Genomic DNA, 22967 nt, shown 5'->3' on the forward strand with positions numbered 1-22967 from the left:
TTCATGATCTTAAATGGTTGCATTCACCTGCAAACTCATAGAAACTGTTTTATTTGTTTAATTCTATATATTATCTACTTATACTAAAAACAATTAAGGATAGGTAAAACATGGCTCAGGAGCAGGGTATTGCAAAAGTGGATCTTAATTATATCTTCAAAGCTGTCATTATGGGAACTTCTCTCTACTCTGATAACTGGGAGAAAGGAGTACTTTATCTCACTAATCTAAATCTGTGGTTCTCTGAAGGTAAAGGCTGGTTCACTATTCCACTTAAGAACATAACAATGGTGGGTCGGGAGGTTCCTAATACCATACGTATGAAAGCACAGCGTGCCATAGGTACAACCCAAGTACTGATCATCGACTATCTTCAGGCTTCCAGTATAAGTGCTGATTCATATGCATCATCAGTGGCACTATTAGGTGGTAACGAAGTAGTCGTTAACACCTTGAAAGCTTATCTGCAGCCGATGTGTGGAACTCCTCCCAGGGCTCAGTCCCTTTCAGACATTGATAAGAAACTGCTTTACATGCTTTACACAGGTATCAATGATATGCTTAAACTTTCCTTCCTCATAGGAACGGATGCAGAAACCCTTGCCGGGAGTTTCAAAAATCTCAGGGATCAGGGACTCTGTGATACAATGGGAAAACTGACACAAGAAGGTATGACAAGGATCAAAGAGCTGATGTAATGGTCTTGTTTCTGACAATTTTTACTGGCAGGGGGTCTAGGATATGAGTTATATACCCCCAGGATTGCCCCCTTTTATGACCTCACAGGCAGGTGGTCCTCCACCCATGGCTTCAGGTGGCAGTTTTGCTCAGTCTCTTGGTGCTTTTGGTACCATGCTAAAGATACAGGAAACGATCAGCACCAGATTCCCAAAATCCAAGGTACCATGGAAGGATACCCGGATCTTTCTGCGTGCACATACCATTGAATCGATCAGGTCCACTCCTTTGTATGGTTTTATGATGTATTTGTTCAAAGAAGTGGGTCTGGGAGACATGCAACTCGTAGGATATGCGCCAATGCATTATGTGTTCGCAGTTCCTGGCTGTCCTGTTTGTAGCATATATCCTGCTCTTCACGATCAGAAAGTATGCGTAGCTACGACCGATGCCTTACACAGGTTCTTCAAAGAGGATCTAGAGTTGGAATGCATGGTCGAGGAGACAGAATGTGCGAAAGACAGTGGAGCGGTTTGCAAGTTCAAAATATCATTGCAGCCCATTTCTGCTTATCAGATCCTCCTTGATGATAATGACAAATTGATCCTCTCCGGGAAAAGACCTCAGGCTATAGAACAGCCTGAACTTGTCAGCAGGGTAGAGATTCTTACCATCTATAAACTTCTTGATCGAGGCAAACTTTCTGATATCGGTGAAGCTTACATGCAGTTTGCAGGCAGTATGCCGGTAAAAGAAAAAATATTCGATCCACCATGGAAGACAGCCGAGGAGCTCAAATCCATAATTTCTAAACATGGTGCCTTTGGTGCCGCTTTTGGGGAAATGGCTGCTAAAGTTCAGTCTGTACAGCCTTCCGCTACAAAGATGCCTCCAACTCCATCTGTACCGTCTACATCGTCTGTTTTGCCATCATCGTCCGTTCCTCCTGTGCCATCGATCCAGGAGGAGGTATCGAAGATCAAAGATGAAGCAAAGAATGCAGGAAGCTTTGCTGAGCTCATAGCAAAGATGAAAAAACAAAACTGAGGATTCAAAATGGTTCGCGATTCACTAAATCTTAAATGTGACCTGATCTCCCGCTTTACCGGCGAGATGGTACGTGTCATCACCGGCAGTTCTCATTATAGAGGAGAATGCCTGATGGTAGATATACGATCAAATGATATCTTTCTCAAAGATGTCGTACGTAAGGTAGATTCCGGCTGGGCCAAAGTAACTGACCTCATGTTTATAGGTGGGCCTTCCGTTGAGGTCATTTATGTTGAATTGGGTTATCCGTTTGAGTTGAACGAATCGCTGATCCTCTCTGTGGAGAACGGCCAGATAAGTCATAGCTCTGATATGGACGATGATCATGATTTGGAGGGACTGTTATGAGCGAAGAGGTTAGGATCCCTACAGGCATATTGGGCCTGGACAGGGTGATAGAAGGCGGTGTGCGCGATAATACCACATTGCTAGTTGTGGGCTCAAGCGGTACTGGTAAATCTACTTTTGCAATGCAGTATCTTGCTTATGGGCTTGAACATGGGGAGAATGCTCTTTATGTCAGCATGGAAGAACCGGCAGAACAGATCCTCAGGGAAGCCCGTATGCTGGGTTTCAATTTAGATAGATACTATAACAAAGAACTTTTCTTCTTCCACTCCAAGGGAAAGGATTTTGTCAAGCTGGTCGACGAACAGTTGCCAGCTCTTGTGGAGGCTAATAAGGACTATGCTGTAAAGACACGGGTGGTCATTGACCCCCTTACTCCCCTTATCTGGGCCATTCAGGATAAGCAGGAACAGCGAGATATCATCACCAAGCTGTTCTATACATTGAAGCAGCTTGGCCCAGTGCTTATCACGACCGAAGAACATGCATCTCCGGGAGAAACGGTAGGTGAGGATGTGCTCATCCCTATCTATATGTCCGATGGCGCTGTTCATCTTTCCTACAGGCCTATTGGCGGCGCTTTTAACCGGGCTCTTGAGATCATAAAAATGCGTGCTACAAGGCACGGGGAAGAAGTCTACCCGTATATATTTGTCCGTGGAATAGGTGTTGTCGTCAGAACCACTCCTCTTATTTCAGCTGAAGATGCAAATAAATACGATGATCTATTCGACAAAGCGATAAGAACGGCAGGTGATCTCGGTGCTTCTGAAAGCCTGCTTGAACGTATAGAATATGTGAAGAAGAACTGGGCATATTCCTTCTCGCCCAAGGAAACTCTCCAGATATTCTTTGAATCCCAGGGGCTTACCGGTTCCATTCGAAAAGAGGATGTTGAAAGACGGAAACAGGAAGCTCAGCATATTGCCGAGCATGCAAGTGAGCAGTCTGCTTTCCTTGCAGATGTTGAAAAGACACTTGTTGGTCCAGAACAGACATCCTGTTTTACAAAACAGAAATCTGAAGGTCTTATTGATATCGAGGAGCTTAAGGAACTTGAACAGCTTGTGAAATAAGCATATCTGATGTGGTGCCGATGGCAGTGAAAAAAACAAAAGAGGATCTTGAGGACGTATCTCTGCTAAAGTTTGCACTGGTATCCCAGTTGAAGAGGACCTACGAAACAAGCGATGTGGATATATTGCTGTTTGCGGGAGCAGATGGAAAGATATATGCTTCGTATATCCCAGACAGTATTGGCCCTAAGATATTCGAACTGACAAATCTCATTACCAGCAACTTATTGCATATAAATCAGCAACTCTCCATGGGTTTGCAGCAATCAGTGATCGAATATGATTTCGGTACTGTAATTTTCTCATCTGTGGGAAGAGGCGCACTGTTGATCTCATTGTTCACCACCAAAGTGGACCTTTCTCAGAACATGCGAAAAATAGAGATCACAAGGGAAGTCATGCAGCATCTTTTCGAGCAGCGGCCGATGACAAAGGATCAGCTCTCAACATACCCCGCAGATGTTTCCCGGGAACTGAGGGAACTTGCAAAGTGTGTGTTCAATGAAATGTACACACAATCTTCTGAATATAAAAAGAATATGGAGATACTTACAGATATCAAAAAGAAGATAACAGGTGTCATGGGACGCGGAGAGGTTGATCAGGTATTGGCCATGGCCTTTAATGAAATTGCTTCTTCTCCAAAATGGATGACAGAAAAACTCTGGCTCCTTTTACTGGAACTGGTTATTAATGACCAGATACGTCCTCTTCATGGTGATTATATTGCTGATGTTTGTATGGCCGAGTGGATGCCTGATATCAAACGTAAGCTTGAGTCTTTTGTATGAAAAACGGATGTGGAAGTATGGTGAAAGTCACTGATCTGAAAAACAAGCAGGAAGAAAGTTCATGTTGTATCGGTTCACACGATGATACTGGCACTGGGTGCCAGCCTGATAACGGAATGTCAGTTACAGATATTCTGCTCCCATCCCTTTCATCAGTACAGGCAGATGTATCAGAGACAACTGATGGTTGCAATTTCTCTGAAAAGGTTGTTGAAAATACATCTGGAGACAGATCAACGATCATTTATGATGATACAGCTTTTCAGCTTATTCAGCAAAAACTTGCTTATTTTGAAGTCATGTTCTCTGAAGTACAGCTCAAGATCGAAGAGGGCCTTTTGCAGAATTCTGGTTCTTTAAATGCTTTGAAAGATGAGATGTCCTCTCTTGCTTCAAATAAGGAATTAGCTAAATTGAGGAAAGAATTCGATTCATTACACAAAAAACTAAGTAGAGTGGTAAAGGAAGAAGACACCTTCAGCAGTCAGTCCCTAAATGCTTCCAAAATCCCCCCGGATGTGCTCCAGATTACCTATTCAAAAACCTTGAATGATCTTTACAGAGCAATATTGAATATCTATGGTGACAGTGAAGCAGAAGCGATCGTTAATTCTATCAGGGACAAAGTCCGAGGGTTCTGTGCAGGTGTAGATTTTTTCCGGTTCGAAGAGGGTACCTTTGTTGTAAAGGAGCTTTCAGATGCAATACAGTCCAGGCTGGTTTCCACTAAGCAGATACATGGTACTTATATAGAGATATTTAAAAGAATGGCAGAATACGCTCCAAATTATGAATCCCAGGATTTCAGATCGTTTGTGGAAACAGGCAGCAGGGAATATTCAGTTGAGAAAATAGCCGAACATAATCGTCGTCTTAAGGACTTGGAATGTCTTGTAAACAAATACTTGCAGGAGTTAAACAATGTTTCTGAGAACATGGGATTTATGGCACAGTTACAGAACCAGCAGCTTGAGGAGATAAAAGCCAAATCAGAGGATATTATCAATTTAAAGGACCAGATATCAAGCCTTTCGCATGCTGTAAATTTACATACGCGTCTTTTCAAGAAACTCAATAACAATTTGGAAAATATACACTCTCAGCTAGAATTAATAGAGTCTGGTTCTGATAACAAAGTGGTGGCACAGAATGTTCTGTCGATCTCTTCTATAATTTCTCCGGCTGTACCCTCACAGGCCGAGCTTGCAGCTCTGGCTGCATCTTTGAATGATCTGAGGGAACAAACATCACTGATGGTGTCAGAGCTGTATTCACGTGTAGATTCGGTTTTCTCAGACGTGCATGGTACTGAAAGCGTTTCAAAAGAAGTGGCTTTATTACAAGAACAGCTTCAGAAGCTACGTTCAGACATACAGGAAGATGTGATGTATATAGATCTGGGTGACATTGAAGACTTTAATATTAATGAAGATGAAGAATAACTTATGGAGATACTGGATGAGACTTTATCTTCGGGATCGGTCACTTCGCAGAGAAAAGGAAGATACCTGTACTACGGTGCTTGCAAAAAATAGAGAGCGCTCCATTACAACATATACATGGGATAGTATAATGCAGGGAATAGAGAAAATTCATCAGGCCGGAGATATCTCTTATGCTCTTTTCGTATCTTCAGAGGCAGTTGATTATCTTTATATAGAGATAGGAACTGCTGACCAGGAGGGTTTTAGTTATTTCCATCAGAAATTTGGGATGCCCTATAAATTCCTGCTCAAGAAATCCATTGAATCAGGCCATTTCCTGTTCGTGTCCATATCAGGAAAAGATAAACTCATAGGATTTGCAAGATTTGAGAAACTGGAAGAGCACATTGATAAAGAGATCAAGGGCAAAATGAATGTCGTACAACCTTCTTTATTCCTCTTGCGTAGTATGGAGGTTCATTCTTCTTTCCGCAACTGCGGAATTGGCAGGGTCTTATTCTCGACAGCTGTCTATTATCTTCAGGGTAATGTTCTCACAGTTCCAGATAATAAGGAAGCTGCAAACTTCTTCAAAAAAAAGCTTGGTTTCACTGAAATCACAGACACTGTTGGAATTTACAAACAAAAGTATGAAGGGCATTTGATATTGCCATATCCCAAAGCTGTTACTTTATGGCATGAGATAGCAAGCAAATATCCAAGGATCTTATATCCTGAGTTGATAGACCTCTATGAATCATTAAAATTTCGTCATAACATGGGTAAGGCAATACCCTGTAATGATATTTACAGGTTTGAGAACTTGCTTGCGCAGTGTAATGGTATGCTAGCCAATGTAATGGAAAATGATATGCACCGTATGCTCATTGAATTGCGCTGACAGTTTTACATCATAAGGTCAATGTCATGTGACTGGAACAAGTATCATCTGCTGTCAGGTCCGCTGTCATCATAAGTATCGTATTTGAAGCCTCAAAGGCCCGAAGCAAATTCACACAGAAAGCTCTTTTTTCTAAAGGCATAAATTCTCTTCTATCCTCAAAGGATGGAGATTTCAGTCATATTTTTCCCGCAAAGGTTTTTATAATTGATATCATCCACAATTTGTTACCATAATTACTTTGTCTATAATATTTAGTAGTATGTTTGTGTAGTAATTATATTTTACTGTTCTCTCCATCTTTTTATCATTTCGCTCATTCAATTTTCCGTGCAGTGAATACTAAAGTATGGCTTTGCGAAAAGGTTAATAGTGATAGTAGCAGATTAATTCTGAGGTGGCATTGTATGTCAAAATTCCTAAAGAGAAATAACGAAAGAAAAGGCGAAAAGAAAAATGAGGAATTGGAATCAAAATTAATACAAGATAACCTCTCTGAGCTCAAAGAAGAGCTGGTAGAACTTCCAGGCGGTGAAGACTTCGAGGAGTGAGCACATATCTTCTACGGTATCTCTTCGTATATCTGTGGAACCGTCAGAAGAACCGCCAAAAACCATGGTATTTCTAAGCGGAACGAAATACGAAGATGTGCTCAGGGAACTCAGGATCAACCAGGAAACAGTACTTCTGTTTAAGGATGGGGAACTAGTCCCATCAGATGGTGTTGCCAGTCCTGGCAACTTATCCATCATAAAAATAACTTCAAAAGGATAAGTTTGTCCTCTTACAGAGAACAAACCTTCATATTTTTAAAAAAAATGGTTCTCTTCAACATCGTGTGGGTAATTTTAGCACCAATACATCACTGATCTTCTATAGGAGAACAATTCTCTGTATGCTAAATGCCTGTTGATATTAAGAATCGGAATCATATGACAGTACTTATCCTGATAGCCCAGATATGCTCAGTAAATAAGAACACTCATTTATTCCAAATTCCATAGTATTTACCCACTCAATGTTGTGGAGATCCGAAAAAGTCAAGTTCCCTTGACTTCTTTGATCATCTCTTCAAGTCTTGTACTGGAAATGCCATATTTTGTTTCTGCACTGTTCTTTACCTTTTCTATAAGTGTACATAGTGCTTCCTGGCTAAGGTCATAGCCCATACTTCTCACAATGCCTTTTAGTGCTTTTATTCCAGTGTGTTTACCAACTATCAGACGGCGCTGGCCACCGACCATCTCGGGACTGAACAGTTCATAGGTCCTTGGTTCTTCCAGTATGGCACATACATGTATACCAGATTCATGAGAAAATGCATGTTCACCTATGACTGCTTTTGTAACCCCGGGCTTAATACCGGAATATCTTTCCACTTTCTTTGAAAGGCCGGTAAGTTTTCTGGTATCATATCTGTCAATATCATATTGTACCCTGAGGGCTACAAGCACTTCTTCCAGTGAAGCATTACCTGCCCTCTCTCCAATTCCGTTAACAGTTGTATGCAGTTGTTTGGCACCTGCCTCTGCAGCAGCCAGTGTATTGGCCGTAGCCATGCCCATGTCATCATGGCAATGTATGCATACAGGGGTTTTAACAATTTTTTTTATTTCTTTAACAAGGTAATAGGTGGTGCTTGGGTTAAGAATGCCGATAGTATCTGCAATACTCACATAGTCCACCTTGTACTCTTCTGCGGCAAGGAAAGCACGTTTCAGTGTCTCTATATCCGTTCTGCTCCCGTCCTCTGCAGCAAACCGCACTCCAAGGCCATGGTCCTTTGCATACTGTACAGCTTCCATAGCAAGTCCGAACATCTCTTCATAGCTTTTATGGTATTTGTGTTTGAGATGAAGTTCTGACATGGCAATGAAAATACTCACAAAGTCCACATCACATTCAATGGCAGCCTCTACATCGCTCACCCTGGAACGTGCCAGACAACACGTTTTTGCATTGAGACCCATGCTGGCTATCTCTTTTACAATTTCCTTTTCAGTCTGTGAGACAACCGGAAAACCGGATTCTATTATCTCGACTCCGATAGCATCCAGTTCAGATGCAATGTCTGTTTTCTCCTCCCTCGTAAACACCACACCGGGAGTCTGTTCCCCATCGCGCAGTGTCACATCGCAGATCTCTATATCCAAGGTCTTAAGATCAAGGAACTGCATCAATCCATTCAGTGAATAATCTTTTGTTAGCACCATATATCTATCACTTTCAAAAGGGCCTTAAGTTTATATAACTGCAAATGTGTGAAGATGTTAAATATAATTTTCGCAATCAAGCGATAACATTATATTCAAAATGACCGGTATGCCACTACCAACTCAAATAAATCAGGCAAGCTTGTTCTTCACTTTCTCGTAGAAGCCATCGATGGGCATTTTTACAAAACATGCCGGATTTCTGGCCCTTGTAAGCGTTATCACATCATGTTCATGAATATGATATGTGTGCTGCCCGTCCAATACGATCACAGCCTCTTTTTCAGGCATTGTCATTGTAAGTCTTATCTTGCTGCCGCCTGGTACAACCCATGGTCTTGCTGAGAGCTTAAATGGAGCAAGAGGTACTATCAATGTTGCATCCACCCTTGGATCGATTATAGGTCCACCCGCGCTCATCGCGTAGGCCGTTGAACCTGTTGGGGTTGCTATTACAACTCCATCTGCACGCATTTCATCGATCTGGGATTCATCCACACATACACTGAATGACAGTATCTTTGCAGGCCTAGAAGTGATCAGCACCAGTTCGTTAGTAGCACACGGAAGATAATCCTCATTGAGCTGGACAGCAAGTCTGGAGCGCTCCGTGCATGTAAAGCCTTGCAACACATCCGCTATAGCTTCCATAGCTTCCTCAGGTTTGACATCCACCAGAAAACCCAGTGTACCCATGTTGATAGGAAGTAATGGCAGAGGATCATCCATTTTGGAAATGGTCCGAAGTACAGTTCCATCCCCGCCGACCGAAATAATGAGCTCCACACCCTCCTCCCGCATAGTGTCTATTGGAATACACGGATACTTATTTTCCAGATGTTCAGCAGTCCTGGGGGAAAGGAATATATCAACTTCTTCCCTGAAACGGGCAATTATTTTTTCTACCATCTCAAGGGCTTCATGCTTGTCATATCTTGATACGACCCCTATCTTCTTTATCATCTAATTATCTCCTGGTAATATCAAGGATTTGCTGATGCGACCTGCCATTCGTGGCCACCATATATACACGGTTCAAAACATTATCCTGAAGCAGCAGCTTGCTTCCTTTTTCATCACTGACGATACCTCCTGCCTCCTCCAGTATGAGTGTCCCGGCAGCAACATCCGTAAGACGCAAAGAGCCTCGCACATCCACGAACGCATCCAGTTTTCCGCAAGCAACATAGCACAGTTCAAGGGAAACACAGCCAAGGATGCGGATCCTGCGCACTGCCTGACAAAGACTGGTCGTCTCGGTCACATGAGGATGATAACCATATACACTGACACAGAAGTCCATAAGGTCCGATCTAGCTGATGTATATATCCTGTGTCCGTTCAGATACGCCCCTTTGCCGAGCTGCGCACAGTACACATCACCTGTAGCAAAGTCTTTAACATACCCAAAACTGACCCTGGAAAGAGAGGGATTGGCAATAGCTATGGAAATACTGTAGAAAGGGATTCCCATTGCAGCATTATGAGTTCCATCAAGGGGGTCCATGATCAGAGCAATTTCTGGATTGCAACCGACAATCCTTTCTCCACACTCCTCACTAATTATGCGTAACGAGCAACTATCTTTTTCTAATTCCCGGATAATTGCGCTTTCAGATACGTCATCAATGAGTTTTGTGGGAGTACCATCGGCACCAATGTACAGGGTAGTATATGCTTCGGGCGTCCCCACAAGATCCTTGATGGCTTTGTATGAGGCTGCAGAAACCCTTTCGCAGAGTTCCAACAGCTCTCTATCTACCTGCATAAGAAAATGGGTTTCAGATACCCATTGCCTTATTTGTCTTCTCTATGGACCTTGCACCATTGCTCTCAAGTTCCATCATTGCCCGGATAGCATCCACGTTCTCAGGGATCACATCTGATTCCTGGTGGATGCCCTGGAAGAAGTACAGCTCTCCTTCGTCTATTGTGACGGACTGCTCCCATATGCAGTTCTCCCACATGTCCCCGCGTGGGCGTCCCAGGTCTTTTCCAAGCTCCATTATTTCGGCGGTGGAGGTAATTCCCTGACCAATGAACCTTATACGAGATTGGGCAGCCAGCAGATCTGCCACTTCTTCTGCAGTGCACTGCTTGTCCATTTCTATGTTCAGGCTGTGCAGGTGCATAAGGGTGGTAGACAGTACCACAGCCGTAGAGGTGATATTGATGTGAGGAATGACAGATTTCACATCAGGTCCGTGGTGTGAGGGCAGTTTGATAGGACTTGGAACAATAGCATTTATTGGCCCTTTCTTGACATCGTTGGGATCGGCGGCTCTGCGCATAAGTGTCACACGGACCTTCTTTATTCCAAACTCCTGATCCAGCGGATAGATCACCCTGCACAGTCCTGTAGTATTACAGGAGACAACCCTTACAAAATCCCTACCCAGGGCTTCCTCATAATTGGCATCAGCGTTGAAAGAGCAACCTGCAAGCTCGTGCTCCTCTCCTCCCTGCCAGATGGCCTTAACACCCGCTTTTGTATACAGTGCCTTGTTCTCGTCACCAAATCCCCCGGGGGTGCAGTCAACAACTATGTCTGCAGTCTGTATCATGTCCTCAATGGTTCCGGAAGCGTCTACACCGCCTGTTTCCATACCTTTTAACTTGTCTGCAGGGGCATATACCTGATAGCCTTTATCCAGAGCCACAAAAGCCTCGAAGTTGGGCTTTGTCTTGGAGATGCCTACGATTTCCATGTCCTTCTGCATTTGCACAGCGTCTGCAACACGTTTGCCTATTGTTCCATAGCCATTTATAGCAACTTTTACTTTTGACATTGACAATACCTCTTTTCTTTTTATTGCAAGTACATTATATTGACAAAACCTGTTCATCCAAACTTGTATTATTCAATATTTGCATTGAATAAATCATTTGATAATTAAATGTCATTAAATGTAATTATATGTATTTTTACTTATTAACTAAACAATGGTTATTTACTAAGTATAACGATTTCCCCTTTTGAGAAGTCTATCGATCTGATAAAACCCTTTAAGTTTGTCCTGTCTCCAAGTATACCTGTCAGTTCTATGGAATCTCCTTCCACCATCACCTTTGTGACGGATTCCATAACCATCTGCCGGGTACTATCCTTTAGAAGTATTACATTCAATTCGCACATAAAGGTCACCTGATTTTTATTCACACAGTCTTGCCACAGAATGGCCCACATCCACGCCTATGTGTCTTGCCACAGGTTTGCACTTGGCCTTAAGCAGATATGCTATGGGCCCCATTTCATGTTCTGTGAGAGTTTCATAGTTTGCCATTCCTTTGCTGATTATTAAAGATGCATCCCTGAAAGCATCCAGAAGTTCCTGGGGCGCTTGTGACATGTCCACTCCTATTGAACCGGAACCTGTGGTAAGGACCCTGTCAACCTTTTCATCGATCCCCAGCTCTATTATATCCTTCATTGTAACATCAGTAAGTATAGGTTTTCCCCTTACCACCAGAGTTACATGACCCCCCAATTTTTTAATAATATCGAATACCAGAGTATCAAGCAATATCTCGCCACAATTGTCTGCTATATATACTACATTATCCAGCATATCAAACATTCTGGATGTATCATCTATATTCAGTCCCCTTATAAAATGCTGCCTGAAGGTCTCATCGAACAAACTGATGGGAACTTCAAGCCCCATTACTCCGAAATCAAAGAAGTTACCGATCACAGCTGCAAGTACAGCCCGCCTGAACAGTTCATTGTCCGAAGGATCACCATCATAGACCATAGACATTGCAATGGGAAAAACATTTTCAGCGGTCCTGTTGCAGACTTCTTTCATATCTCTGTAAGGATCGCTGTCATTGAGCAGCTCATAGGCCCTCTGATGCATAGAAGTGGATACTGAAGCTGCCGGGACACCTGGGGCATACGTATCATTAAGTACCCGGATGCATTCCTGCATGATCCTGCCTATAAGTATTTCATCGTCAGTGGACAGTTCTGATTCATAGTGGACCCTTGAAAGCAGACAGTATGAGCATTGTGGATCGACTTTCATGATTAGTTCCTGCTTAAAGCGTTTTTATAATCAGATGCATCCAAAATAAGTCTGTTGTCCGGTTAATACCATGCAACTAAAAAGTTCTTTATATTAAAAGGCAGCTGAGGATAATGTTTATTGTAATTTGTAATATTGGCCAAACCTGATAGGAATGAAACTTAAGATCGAACATGGAAGATATATCATACTGGGCAGTATCGATGGGATACTGGCAGTTTTGGGTGTAGTTATAGGAACCTCTCATGTTGCCAGTGACCCTTCCATAATAATCAATGCTGCTTTTGGAGGGGCTGTGGCACTTGCTCTTACCAACGGTGTGGGATCATACCTTGCCGAAAGTGCTGTAGAGTATGGAAAACTTGCAGAACTTGAAAAACCCCTTCTTCGAAGTCTGGCCTGCACTGCTATTGAAAAGCAGACCAAGCAGAAGATATGGAGCGATTCGTTCTTTCACGGCGGTGCCAGTTTCCTGGGATCAATGGTCCCTATAACGCCGTTTTTACTTTTAGATGAACATATGCTTACGGTTTCTATAATTCTGAGCATTGCCGTGCTTTCTATCCTCGGAATGTACTCCGGAAAACTTGCAAAGCAAAGTCTCATCAAACATTCTGCCCGCATGGTGGGTCTTGGAATAATTATTGTTATTGCCGTAACGTCTCTTGGACTTGAACACTAAGTCTATCGGTATACTCTACAACTTTGAGTTCAGCCCCCTCTTTCACCCTTCATTTTAAATCCAATGTGGCTATATCATGTTCAACATGATCGCTATTACAGTATTGCTCTTCATACTCAGCTTGCTTATGATAACCAAGGGAGCTGACTGGTTCGTGGAATCAGCTGTTTCCATTTCTGAAAAAAGCGGCATACCAAAAGTGATAGTCGGAGCAACTATTGTGAGTTTTGCCACAACCTCGCCCGAGTTTGCTGTTTCTGCAACAGCAGCGCTGCTTGGTCATACTGATATGACAGTTGGAAATGCTGTTGGTTCGGTGACGTGTAACATTGGTCTGATCCTGGGATCCGTCCTAGCGGTGAAGGCTGCTTCAGTAGATGTTGAAAGCTTTATACGTAAAGGCTTTTTCATGGCACTTGCAGGCATAACCCTTATTGTGGTCAGCCTGGACCAGCATATTTCAAAGACAGATGGGATCATATTACTGATAATTTTTGTTGGGTTCCTTTATTACAATTACAAGTTGCAGCGTGCCATTTTTGATGGACCTGAAAAAGTGGAAAGGACACCCCTTAGAGAGATGCAAAAGGATATTGCGTATTTTCTTATAGGAGCTATCCTGGTTGTTATCGGAAGCAGGATAATGGTGAATTCGGGAATCGAACTTGCCCGCATAGTGGGGATCCCTGAAATGATCATCAGTCTGACCCTGGTGGCTTTTGGCACATCTTTGCCGGAGTTCATAACCGCTATATCTTCCACCATGAAAGGACATCAGGATCTGTCCATTGGCAATATAATCGGAGCTAATACCATGGACATCACTTTGATACTGGGTGTGTGCGCTCAGATAACCAGTCTTGAAATCCTGGACCAATCACTAAGCTACGATTTCCCGGCTATGCTGGCATTCGTATTCCTGCTACTCATATTCGGTGTGACAAAAAAACGCCTTGAACGCTGGGAGGGAGCTTCCATGGTGCTGCTGTATGGCCTGTACGTTGCCGGATTGATGAGATGGTATGCGTAAAATACAGACGCAGCGTAAAACTACATCGATAAAGTTAAATCCTATTAACCAAGACTCATCTTGGGATCAATATGAATCTAAAATGGCTGATCGTTGCAATACTGTTGATAGCTGTGGCCGCTTCCGGCTGTGGCGATAAAGATACCGAGACCTATGAAACAGAAGACGGACAAAAAGTCCAGGTAACAACAGGGGATGAAGATGGCTGGTGTCCCGTGGGTACTTCATGGAAAACATCTAACCCCACAACAGGAGAGGAAGTTTCCATGGTCTATACCGGCACCAAGGAGATAGATGGCATAAGTATGTGTGTAATGGAGTATAAATCCACCAATCCTGATGATGAGGTTGCCAGAGTAGAATACATATTCTCAGAAGATAGCGAAACATTCAGCTGGAAAAGCTACTATGAGAATGGCACTATTCAGAGCGAAATGACCATGAAAGATGGTAAAATGACCATGGTCGACGAAAACGGTCAGATCACTGAGTACGAATCTAACCAGTGATTTTATTTTTTATTTTTTTCAGATCAGTTGTTTTGGATCCGGTTAGATCGGTTTTAACTATAAAACAGTTGCTATTGTGATCCTTTCATGATCAATGTAAAGAGGCTAACTGAATGGGGTATATTTGAAATCCTGTCTTTATGAACTAGTACCCCCTGCTTCGTATTATCTGGTTTTATGTCGGCATACCTGGTCCTTGATTTTACGGGTGCATCACATTCGCTCAAAGACCGGGGTCAAAAGAGATCTATCAATTTATGCTCCTTCTGGCAATTTCCTGAGTATAAAAGAAAGTTTGATAAAGGAGGATGGTATTTCAATAAATATTGAAGCATCTCGTACTTGAGGCATTACAAACAAAGAGGACTGAAAATGAGAGTTGCACATACAGAAAAGATCCTTCCCTGTATAGCTGATCCCTGGAAGCTGAGGATCATTGCGCAACTGGATGAAGAGCCAGACCTCCCTCTGATAGCCAGATATCTTGATGGCAAGTATTCCGAGAAACTGGGTATGGTGGTCGTAAGAAGCGGCATTGTAGAAATGAACTTTTTTCAGAATGGCCAGATCACAATCAGAATGGTCGACTCGGAAGAAGAGGCTATCAGCTTCGTAAATAAGATACTTGCAATGGCATACCACAAAGCAATGATAGCAGGAGACCTTTGAGGATGGTATGCAATTTGTATCAGTCCTCACTTAAGGAATAAAGATCCTTGAATAGTACAAGCCTACAACTATGAAGATCAATGCTACTACTTTTCTCATAATCTTTTCAACAATCTGAAGCTTATTTACGAATGCCCCTACTCTGGAAACAGAGTATGCCAGCAGCATTGAGAAGAACAACACCGGCAAAGCTGTTGCTATGGCAAAGACCGAGGGTATGATGATCGCATCACCTGCTGCCATTGCTACGGGTATAAGCATTCCAAAGAACAGCACTGCACTGAAAGGACAGAACGAGAGAGCGAAAACAAAGCCCAATAGGAATCCACCCAGATAACCTTTATCTGCGTATTTTTGAACCAGACCACTGATCATACCGCATCCTTTGGAAAACTGGAGCCTGTCGGCTGTTAGCATGAGAACTCCAAGGAGAATAAGGAATGGTCCCAGTAAAATCTCTCCATATTGCTGCAACAATTGAGCAAGATTCTGGCTGCTCAGGCCGATCCAAAGGATCAATGATGCTACCAGCACGTATGCGACCATTCGCCCTAATGTGTAGACTAAGCCAACAGCCAGCGTATGACTGCCCTGATCGATCCTTTTGGAGATATACGCTATAGCTGTAATGTTCGTTGTAAGAGGACAGGGACTTATTGCAGTCATAAGACCAATGAAAAATGCGGCAACCAGTGGAATATCACTGGAACCCATAGACTGCATGAATTCGAGGAGAGTCATTTTTATTTACCTTTGATTTTTATGCCTTTCCATCTTTTACTTCAAAACTGCTTCCAATGAGATATTCCATTAGATACCCCACAAGAATGAATAAGGGTAATGAAATTAATGTTCTTAAAATACTGAATTTGATACCAAGGTATCCGACCTCGATTCCCAGCATGGGAAGCTTCAGTGATGAGAAGGCCCCAAGATAAATGAAGATGTTCCTGACAGATGCACCTTTCTTATGTAAGATATATGCAACAGGAAAGGCTCCGTAAAGCGGACCTGCCTGCAGCATTGCCAGTAAAATTACTAAAAAAATACCTTTTGCTCCGGATTCCCTGCCTATGTGTTTTTCAAGCACTTCTTTCGGAAACCAAACATCAAAGAGTCCGATTATAATGAAAAGGAAAGGAATGAATGAGATCATCTCTATAAAGAACTCTGTAAAATTTGAATCTATGACCTGGCCAGGTTTGAATCCTAGGAGATATGAGACTATGGAAAAGATAACAAACAGGATTACCCACACATAATTCTTTATGTGTTTATTCACATTAACCATCCCACTAAAATACCTATCAATATTGCTGCGATCAAATTCAAAAAATTTCTCAATAACGCTGTTTTCTTGCCAAAATACCTGATCTCAAGCGGCAATGTAACAACTCCCACCATCATCATTGTTGTCATAAAAACAGTAACAACAGCATATGTTGCCCCTTGACTAAGTAACGTAGCGGCCAAGGGATATGAAATAAATCCGGGTATTAGACTAATTGACCCAATAAAAGCAGCTATTGTAAAACCAAGCCATCCTGAATTTGCTCCTAGATATTGCACAATAAAATGCTCTGGGATAAAGAAGAGCACGATGCTGATCAGGATCAATATGTTAAGGAACGGATGAAGAATATTGAAAAGCATTTTGCCGCCTTTCTTTAAACCAAGAATAGTTTTGTCTTTGTCCAGAATATAGGATAAAAGTAAACTTACTCCGGTCAGCGATCCAAAAATAATGCTGTTGTTAAAGGTCATTGATCATTAACCTCGACTAGTTTTTTAGTTATAATTTCGCTCAAATAGGACATGTAAGCGTTCCTATCGTCGATCTTATACCAGACATTCGTGTCCTGCTCAGCAGAAAAACCATCTTCAGTATATGTGCCTATCCACAACGAAGAATATGCAGCTCCATACCTTTGAGATAATTCTTTGTTTTCGGGTAGATCGAAGTTCACATGCTTGAACACAAGCTTGCCAGACTTAAGTTCATCTGAGAAATAAGTATTCACCGTCTCTTCAGCATAAGCTCCCACTGCTTGACAACTATAACATTGGTTTGTTCCATGGAAGTGAATAACTTCAATATGAGGCGATTCCTGCAAAGTTCTATCGACAACTTTCGTAGTCCCACTATCATTATTTCCAACGCATCCTGCTGAAAATAAAGTCAGGACGAGTAACACAAAAAGTAACTTATTCATCTGAACACCATATTAAATATATTTTTGTTGACTTTTTTTAATTAAAAAGAAAAAAAGGTTGGTATCAATTCGCAAACCAACCTTTTGTTCTCAGACAAAATTTTACCAGCATCAACATCACAGGCACCTCAATAAGTACACCTACTACAGTTGCAAGTGCTGCACCTGAGGATAGACCAAACAGGATTGTAGCAGTCGCAATTGCAACCTCAAAATGATTTGATGCGCCGATCATAGCCGAAGGAGCAGCATCTTCGTAGCTCAGATGCAGACCCTTAGAGAGCACATATCCCAACAGGAAGATGAATGTAGTCTGTATGAACAGAGGAATAGCTATCCAAAGAATCGTAAGAGGCTGTGAAATTATAGTTTCACCCTTGAAACTGAACAACAGGATAAGTGTGATCAACAAGGCTATAATGGTCACCGGAGTCAGAAAGTGTACAAAACTTGTGTTGAACCACGCTTCGCCTTTGCTCTTAATGATGAGCTTCCTAGAGATATATCCGGCAGCAAGTGGAAGTGCTACATATATCCCAATGGAAAGAGCCAATGCCTGCCAGGGAACCGGAAGTTTTCCTACTCCAAGCAGAAACCCTCCCAGAGGACCGTAAAAGAAGAGCATTGTAAGAGAGTTAATGGCGACCATCACAAGAGTATGGGCATCATTGCCCTTTGCAAGAAAACCCCAGACAAGTACCATCGCTGTACACGGAGCAATGCCCAAGAGGATACAACCGGCCAGATAACTGCGCCATAGGGGTATCTCAAGCATTTTTACACCATCTGACATCACAACAGTACCTTCACCATAGGTCGCACCTACTGGCAGATCAAGACTAAAGGGCATTTTAACAAGGTCCATAGCCTCCGGTCCTATAAAACCCAGGAAAAGCGTGCCCAGGAAAAAGACTGAAATAGCATACATGGTAAAAGGTTTTATTGCCCAGTTGATGAACAATGTGAGGGCCACAGGTTTGATGTGCTTTCCTGCTTTAAGCACCTCTCCAAAATCTATCTTTACCATTATGGGATACATCATGAAGAACAGACATATGGCTATAGGTATCGAAACTACAGGGGCTTCACCAACATAAATGGATAGGCTGTCCAGATACAAAGCCACACCAGGAGCAAATCTTCCCAGTAGTATACCTGCGATGATACACAGAATGACCCATATAGTAAGGTATCTTTCAAAAACCCCCAGACCTTTGGGTTCTTTAGTAATACAAGCTTCTGTTACCATATCACTAAGTCTCCTTTATTTTATCATGAGAGGATTTCAAATGAAATTGAAACACCTCTCGTATATATAGTTGTGTATTTGTTGTCAACTAGCATTTCCTTTGAACTTTCAAGTCAGTCATTAAGATCAATTCCATTCTCAGCAGAAATCCCTAATGCTGAAGAGAGTGATTATGATAGTTCCCACTGGCTTTGTTCAAAATGAAATGCATTTTCTCCTATGAAATTTAGGTAGTCGCTGAATATAACAGTACAAGTTTAATATCAAGATAAGTTGATGTGAGTGCATATATAGTGTTTATTTCTTATTTAAATCCATGAAATGCTGTCCTTCTGACAAAGAAATAAAAGAAAAATGGGAGCAAAATATGGAACAGGAAGTTGCTATAGATGAAAATGAAATCAAACAAATGTGTAACCTTTTCAAGGTGCTGAGTAGTCCTATCAGATTAAGAATCGCGTATTATCTTTCAAAGCAGGATTATTGCGTTGAGGCACTGGTTCATGCGTTAAATGAGAAGCAAAACCTTGTATCTCATCATTTATCCGTTATGAAACAAAATGGGGCTGTTGATTCTTATAGAAATTCCAGATACACATATTACAGATTAAAACCGGAAGTAAGTCAACTACTGAACAGGAAGAACTGAAAGTTTCTATCTGCCTGCAGGAGTTAATTAATCTACTCAACATACCTCATCCTCGCACACCCATCCTTTTCGGACCCACAACAGTATATGAGCTATGATACCAAGTACTGGCAGTTCTATAAGCGGTCCTATCACAAGTGCCAGTGATATCAAAGGTTCCTGCGGGAAGGCTGTAAGTGCAATAGCCAGGACTATAGGGGAATTACGGGCAAGTGTTGTCAGATTAAGACTGGCCGTATCCTGGTATGAGAAACCAATGTATCTTCCGATCATCTGTCCGACAATGAACACTATTACAAAGAAAATTAAGACCGGAGTAATGAGTTTCAGCAGCATAAGGGGATTTTGGACCAATTGTTCACCCTGGGAAGCAAACATGGAAATGATAGCAAGGTTCAAAAACAGGAATTGTACATATTCAAGTTTCGGAAACACCTTTTTTTCAAGCCAGTATTCTCCTTTTAGTCTGGGAACAAAGGTCTTTGAGACAAGGGAAAAGATAAAAGGAATGAACAGGACAAGGATAACGCTCTCCATAAGCAGGGCCGGGTCAATAGTTGCAATGGACCCTGCAAAGATCAAAAGGTACACTGGTAATAAAACCAACTGGAGAATAAGGTTCATGGGAAGTATGGATGCTGACAGGGGTACGTTACCTCGCGCAATCCCTGTAAAGAGCAAATACCAGTCAGTGCAGGGAGTGACCATGAGCATAATAAAACCTATCCACAGTGCAGGTGTGTCCCTTAAGAACAAAAATCCCAGAGAAAATGCCAGAATTGGATTAAATATGAAATTAATGCTCGCGCTTATGCCTGCAAATCGCCAGTTCTTAAAAGAATTGCCCAGTTGTCTGAGAGGGACCTGTAAAAAGATACCCAGCAACATCACCATAAGAAAAGGAACGATGAAAAGATCAGCATAATCTCTAACGATTGCACTTTGACCAAGGATAAGACCCAAGGCCACTGACATCAATATGAAGAAAGACTGGTATTTTTCTATGGAGCTCATAAAACACCTGATACCATTTAATTCACACCGTTAACAATTGGTTATTCTGTATTTATAGTTATAGTTAGTATCCAAACAACAGCATTTGTAGACCTATTATGCATAACAATGTCCCGACCAACTTATTGAATTTGTCTCTTGGGATATTTACTATTATTTTCATTCCTGCCCACGTTCCAAGAACCATAGAGACACCCATAAAGAAACCGATCGACAAAGCTGGCAATCCTATGCCCAGATATCGTTCATACACTATGGTTTTAGTGAGATGCATCGCTATTGCAGTCATTGCCTCACTTGCTATGTAAGATACCGGGGGCAGATCTAAAGATAAGAACAACGCTGCACCTATTGGTCCTGCACTGCCGACGAGTCCTGAAACAAAACCTGTTATTCCCCCACCTAGGATCATTGTACTATTAGTGGGATGGAATTTCAATATCTTTAAATATTTCAATATCACGAACAGGATAATTGTAAATCCTATTAGGCGGGATATTATTTCTTTTGGCACTTCTACAAATGAATAGGCTCCTAAAACACTCATAGGCACAGCACCTAATATGAACAATAGAACAGGTTTCCATTTAATTTGCCTGAACCCAAAAAAAGCTCTTGAAAGGTTACCTATCAACTGTGCAATTGTCAGAACCGGGACTGCTATCGTTGTTCCTATTGTCTTTGTCAATAGCGGCAATAATAGCAATGCCCCGCCAAACCCTGCTGCACCTGATATTGCAGCGGCTGTGAAACCACCAATAAATAGTATCAACAGGTCAATGGGATCAAGCATTAAAAAGACCTCTTTCATCAATTGAATAGACTGTCATTTAATACCAATCCTCTATTTTGGCTCTATTGAACATCGTGTGGGTAATTGCAGCAACAGCACATTACAATTCCCCATAAAATAACAATTCACTGCATACTAAATATCCGCTGAAATCAGGAATCCACACCATGCGATCTAGTTGTCATGAACACAAAAATCGTTTCTGTAAATCAGAATACTCTATTTCTATAAAATAATAGAAATGAAATGCTTTGACATTTATAACCATTTCTTCTTGCGGAAATAGAAGAACATGGTAATTCCTATTGTTATCATGATTAACCAGAGGAAAGGATATCCCCACTTCCATGAAAGTTCCGGCATATATCGAAAGTTCATGCCATACACGCCCGCAAGAAAGGTCAACGGAATGAATATGGTAGCGATGATGGTAAGCACTTTCATCACTTCATTCATCCTGTTGCTTATGCTGGACAGATATATATCCAGCATTCCGGAAAGCATATCCCTGTATGTTTCAATGGTATCAATCACCTGTATGATGTGGTCATATATATCTTTAATATAGATTTGTGTGGTCCTTGAAATAAGCCCCGATTCTTCCCTTAAAAGCCTGTTCAATACTTCACGCAGGGGCCATGCGGATTTGCGCAAGAATATCATTTCATTTCTCAGAACATGTAACTTTTCAAGGGTATCAGGCCCGGGATCGGCGAGTAGTTCGTCCTCCAGCATTTCTATTAGTTCACCCAGTTTTTCCAGAATGACAAAATAATTATCAACTATGGAATCAATGAGTGCATACGCAAGATAATCAGCTCCCATCTCTCGTATGCGGCCTTTTGAAGCTTTTAACCTCATACGTATGGGATCAAAGGTGTCGCCTCCTGCCTCTTGCAAAGATATTACAAAATTGGGGCCAAGGATAAGGCTTACCTGTTCGGATATGACCTCAGGGCCGGCATCATGTTCACCTTTCCTATCACTGAGATAGAACATCTGCAGAACTATGTAGATATAACCTTCAAAGTCCTCTATCTTTGGGCGCTGGGTGGTATGGAGAATATCTTCAAGAACAAGAGGATGGATACTAAAAGATCTCCCCAGGCGCTCAATGATCGTTACATCATGTACCCCATCTATATTGATCCATGTTACAGTGGGATTGTCCCTGAAAGATAATAGTTCTTCTACATCTGTTATTTCCTTCATCTGGCAATGGTCTTTATCGTAATCAATAACTGTTATTTTTACTGCCTCTGTCCGTTTATCGCCTACATGAACGATAGTTCCGGGAGGCAGGCCGGATTTTTCGGAAGCCCGCTTTACGAATCTGTTTGACATCAGTCACCATTCCTTAAGCCAAAAAGATGGGCCGTTGGGCCCACTAATAATATAATTAAAATAGAATTATTTAATAGTACCCCTATTCTGCTGTAAATTCTCCTGTACTTCTGTATGGTCTTAATCTTTCACAGATAAATACCTGTTTTCAGTGAAACACTTATCATGGATATCAATCAAGATTTCCTCACACCGGCAGCTACATACCTGGTCATTTTCAATATTCTACTGACGTGCAGGACTATAAGATTTTACAGCAAAATAGATACGCTGCCACATATGCTAAATAGCATCTTCACTTCTCAA

General features: G+C 41.8%; 29 protein-coding genes. 14 read left to right on the top strand and 15 right to left on the bottom strand.

Annotated features, from left to right (window positions below):
• Positions 1 to 110 precede the first annotated feature (110 nt).
• From METHO_RS04235 to METHO_RS04265, 7 genes are read left to right on the top strand one after another with little or no spacing between them, the layout of a single operon-like run.
• On the top strand, positions 111 to 698 hold the full coding sequence (locus tag METHO_RS04235; RefSeq protein ID WP_015324287.1) for a hypothetical protein: 588 nt from the start codon (positions 111 to 113) through the stop codon (positions 696 to 698).
• A gap of 43 nt (positions 699 to 741) precedes the next feature.
• Entirely contained in the window at positions 742 to 1725 is a 984-nt protein-coding gene (locus METHO_RS04240) for a hypothetical protein (RefSeq protein ID WP_015324288.1), read from the top strand.
• A 9-nt stretch (positions 1726 to 1734) separates the two neighbouring features.
• Complete coding sequence (locus METHO_RS04245) at positions 1735 to 2076, top strand: hypothetical protein (RefSeq protein WP_015324289.1); 342 nt, start codon at positions 1735 to 1737, stop codon at positions 2074 to 2076.
• Positions 2073 to 3152 carry an RAD55 family ATPase gene (locus tag METHO_RS04250; protein WP_015324290.1) on the top strand — a complete coding sequence of 360 codons (1080 nt, stop codon included), beginning with the start codon at positions 2073 to 2075 and terminating at the stop codon, positions 3150 to 3152. The genes METHO_RS04245 and METHO_RS04250 overlap by 4 nt, the downstream gene beginning before the upstream one ends.
• 20 nt (positions 3153 to 3172) lie before the next feature.
• Complete coding sequence (locus METHO_RS04255) at positions 3173 to 3943, top strand: hypothetical protein (protein WP_015324291.1); 771 nt, start codon at positions 3173 to 3175, stop codon at positions 3941 to 3943.
• 17 nt (positions 3944 to 3960) lie between these two features.
• On the top strand, positions 3961 to 5385 hold the full coding sequence (locus tag METHO_RS04260) for a hypothetical protein (RefSeq protein WP_015324292.1): 1425 nt from the start codon (positions 3961 to 3963) through the stop codon (positions 5383 to 5385).
• Positions 5386 to 5401: 16 nt separating this feature from the next.
• Positions 5402 to 6268 (top strand): GNAT family N-acetyltransferase, encoded by an 867-nt coding sequence (locus METHO_RS04265; protein ID WP_015324293.1) that lies wholly within the window; start codon positions 5402 to 5404, stop codon positions 6266 to 6268.
• 10 nt (positions 6269 to 6278) lie between these two features.
• Here METHO_RS04265 and METHO_RS14235 read toward each other — a convergent pair whose 3' ends face one another.
• Positions 6279 to 6410, bottom strand: a complete 132-nt coding sequence (locus tag METHO_RS14235; protein ID WP_281162791.1) for a hypothetical protein — start codon at positions 6408 to 6410, stop codon at positions 6279 to 6281.
• A 265-nt stretch (positions 6411 to 6675) separates the two neighbouring features.
• On the opposite strand from METHO_RS14235, the gene METHO_RS13870 reads away from it, so the two are divergent.
• Both METHO_RS13870 and METHO_RS13570 read left to right on the top strand, forming a co-directional pair.
• Positions 6676 to 6819 carry a hypothetical protein gene (locus METHO_RS13870; protein WP_015324294.1) on the top strand — a complete coding sequence of 48 codons (144 nt, stop codon included), beginning with the start codon at positions 6676 to 6678 and terminating at the stop codon, positions 6817 to 6819.
• A 34-nt stretch (positions 6820 to 6853) separates the two neighbouring features.
• On the top strand, positions 6854 to 7042 hold the full coding sequence (locus tag METHO_RS13570) for a hypothetical protein (RefSeq protein ID WP_156811031.1): 189 nt from the start codon (positions 6854 to 6856) through the stop codon (positions 7040 to 7042).
• A 266-nt stretch (positions 7043 to 7308) separates the two neighbouring features.
• On the opposite strand, the gene METHO_RS04270 is transcribed toward METHO_RS13570, so the two are convergent.
• The 6 genes from METHO_RS04270 to METHO_RS04295 all read right to left on the bottom strand — a co-directional run bounded on the left by METHO_RS04270 (position 7309) and on the right by METHO_RS04295 (position 12509).
• On the bottom strand, positions 7309 to 8481 hold the full coding sequence (locus tag METHO_RS04270; protein ID WP_015324296.1) for a homocitrate synthase family protein: 1173 nt from the start codon (positions 8479 to 8481) through the stop codon (positions 7309 to 7311).
• Between the two features lie 132 nt (positions 8482 to 8613).
• A complete protein-coding gene (locus tag METHO_RS04275) occupies positions 8614 to 9444 on the bottom strand; it encodes an NAD(+)/NADH kinase (RefSeq protein ID WP_015324297.1) in 831 nt (276 codons plus the stop codon).
• 4 nt (positions 9445 to 9448) lie between these two features.
• Positions 9449 to 10249: a bifunctional fructose-bisphosphatase/inositol-phosphate phosphatase gene (locus METHO_RS04280; RefSeq protein ID WP_015324298.1), complete on the bottom strand. Its 801-nt coding sequence runs from the start codon at positions 10247 to 10249 to the stop codon at positions 9449 to 9451.
• A gap of 13 nt (positions 10250 to 10262) precedes the next feature.
• Complete coding sequence (locus METHO_RS04285; RefSeq protein WP_015324299.1) at positions 10263 to 11270, bottom strand: type II glyceraldehyde-3-phosphate dehydrogenase; 1008 nt, start codon at positions 11268 to 11270, stop codon at positions 10263 to 10265.
• A 158-nt stretch (positions 11271 to 11428) separates the two neighbouring features.
• On the bottom strand, positions 11429 to 11617 hold the full coding sequence (locus METHO_RS04290) for a CooT family nickel-binding protein (RefSeq protein ID WP_015324300.1): 189 nt from the start codon (positions 11615 to 11617) through the stop codon (positions 11429 to 11431).
• A 16-nt stretch (positions 11618 to 11633) separates the two neighbouring features.
• Complete coding sequence (locus METHO_RS04295) at positions 11634 to 12509, bottom strand: damage-control phosphatase ARMT1 family protein (RefSeq protein WP_015324301.1); 876 nt, start codon at positions 12507 to 12509, stop codon at positions 11634 to 11636.
• Positions 12510 to 12663: 154 nt separating this feature from the next.
• On the opposite strand from METHO_RS04295, the gene METHO_RS04300 reads away from it, so the two are divergent.
• The 4 genes from METHO_RS04300 to METHO_RS04315 all read left to right on the top strand — a co-directional run bounded on the left by METHO_RS04300 (position 12664) and on the right by METHO_RS04315 (position 15399).
• On the top strand, positions 12664 to 13191 hold the full coding sequence (locus METHO_RS04300) for a VIT1/CCC1 transporter family protein (RefSeq protein WP_015324302.1): 528 nt from the start codon (positions 12664 to 12666) through the stop codon (positions 13189 to 13191).
• Positions 13192 to 13267: 76 nt separating this feature from the next.
• The gene (locus METHO_RS04305; protein ID WP_245546331.1) at positions 13268 to 14221 is read left to right on the top strand and encodes a calcium/sodium antiporter; all 954 of its coding nucleotides are present in this window, start codon (positions 13268 to 13270) and stop codon (positions 14219 to 14221) included.
• Between the two features lie 71 nt (positions 14222 to 14292).
• Entirely contained in the window at positions 14293 to 14730 is a 438-nt protein-coding gene (locus METHO_RS04310; protein ID WP_015324304.1) for an MORN repeat protein, read from the top strand.
• A gap of 372 nt (positions 14731 to 15102) precedes the next feature.
• Positions 15103 to 15399: a hypothetical protein gene (locus tag METHO_RS04315; RefSeq protein WP_048831048.1), complete on the top strand. Its 297-nt coding sequence runs from the start codon at positions 15103 to 15105 to the stop codon at positions 15397 to 15399.
• Between the two features lie 30 nt (positions 15400 to 15429).
• On the opposite strand, the gene METHO_RS04320 is transcribed toward METHO_RS04315, so the two are convergent.
• The 5 genes from METHO_RS04320 to arsB all read right to left on the bottom strand — a co-directional run bounded on the left by METHO_RS04320 (position 15430) and on the right by arsB (position 18861).
• The gene (locus tag METHO_RS04320; RefSeq protein ID WP_015324305.1) at positions 15430 to 16140 is read right to left on the bottom strand and encodes an aromatic aminobenezylarsenical efflux permease ArsG family transporter; all 711 of its coding nucleotides are present in this window, start codon (positions 16138 to 16140) and stop codon (positions 15430 to 15432) included.
• A 19-nt stretch (positions 16141 to 16159) separates the two neighbouring features.
• The gene (locus METHO_RS04325; RefSeq protein ID WP_172635183.1) at positions 16160 to 16681 is read right to left on the bottom strand and encodes a permease; all 522 of its coding nucleotides are present in this window, start codon (positions 16679 to 16681) and stop codon (positions 16160 to 16162) included.
• A complete protein-coding gene (locus METHO_RS04330; RefSeq protein WP_015324307.1) occupies positions 16678 to 17163 on the bottom strand; it encodes a permease in 486 nt (161 codons plus the stop codon). The genes METHO_RS04325 and METHO_RS04330 overlap by 4 nt, the downstream gene beginning before the upstream one ends.
• The gene (locus METHO_RS04335) at positions 17160 to 17612 is read right to left on the bottom strand and encodes a nitrophenyl compound nitroreductase subunit ArsF family protein (RefSeq protein WP_015324308.1); all 453 of its coding nucleotides are present in this window, start codon (positions 17610 to 17612) and stop codon (positions 17160 to 17162) included. The genes METHO_RS04330 and METHO_RS04335 overlap by 4 nt, the downstream gene beginning before the upstream one ends.
• Positions 17613 to 17676: 64 nt before the next feature.
• Positions 17677 to 18861, bottom strand: a complete 1185-nt coding sequence (arsB, locus tag METHO_RS04340; protein WP_015324309.1) for an ACR3 family arsenite efflux transporter — start codon at positions 18859 to 18861, stop codon at positions 17677 to 17679.
• Positions 18862 to 19228: 367 nt separating this feature from the next.
• Between arsB and METHO_RS04345 the strand changes: the two genes are divergently transcribed.
• Positions 19229 to 19510, top strand: coding sequence for an ArsR/SmtB family transcription factor (locus tag METHO_RS04345; protein ID WP_015324310.1), 282 nt, complete (start codon positions 19229 to 19231; stop codon positions 19508 to 19510).
• Between the two features lie 36 nt (positions 19511 to 19546).
• On the opposite strand, the gene METHO_RS04350 is transcribed toward METHO_RS04345, so the two are convergent.
• The 3 genes from METHO_RS04350 to corA form a co-directional block, all read right to left on the bottom strand.
• Entirely contained in the window at positions 19547 to 20524 is a 978-nt protein-coding gene (locus tag METHO_RS04350; protein WP_015324311.1) for an arsenic resistance protein, read from the bottom strand.
• A gap of 64 nt (positions 20525 to 20588) precedes the next feature.
• On the bottom strand, positions 20589 to 21317 hold the full coding sequence (locus METHO_RS04355; protein ID WP_015324312.1) for a sulfite exporter TauE/SafE family protein: 729 nt from the start codon (positions 21315 to 21317) through the stop codon (positions 20589 to 20591).
• Positions 21318 to 21575: 258 nt separating this feature from the next.
• Positions 21576 to 22661: a magnesium/cobalt transporter CorA gene (gene corA / locus METHO_RS04360; RefSeq protein ID WP_015324313.1), complete on the bottom strand. Its 1086-nt coding sequence runs from the start codon at positions 22659 to 22661 to the stop codon at positions 21576 to 21578.
• Positions 22662 to 22967 lie beyond the last annotated feature (306 nt).

The sequence above is a fragment of the Methanomethylovorans hollandica DSM 15978 genome, from assembly GCF_000328665.1.
Taxonomy (GTDB): domain Archaea; phylum Halobacteriota; class Methanosarcinia; order Methanosarcinales; family Methanosarcinaceae; genus Methanomethylovorans; species Methanomethylovorans hollandica.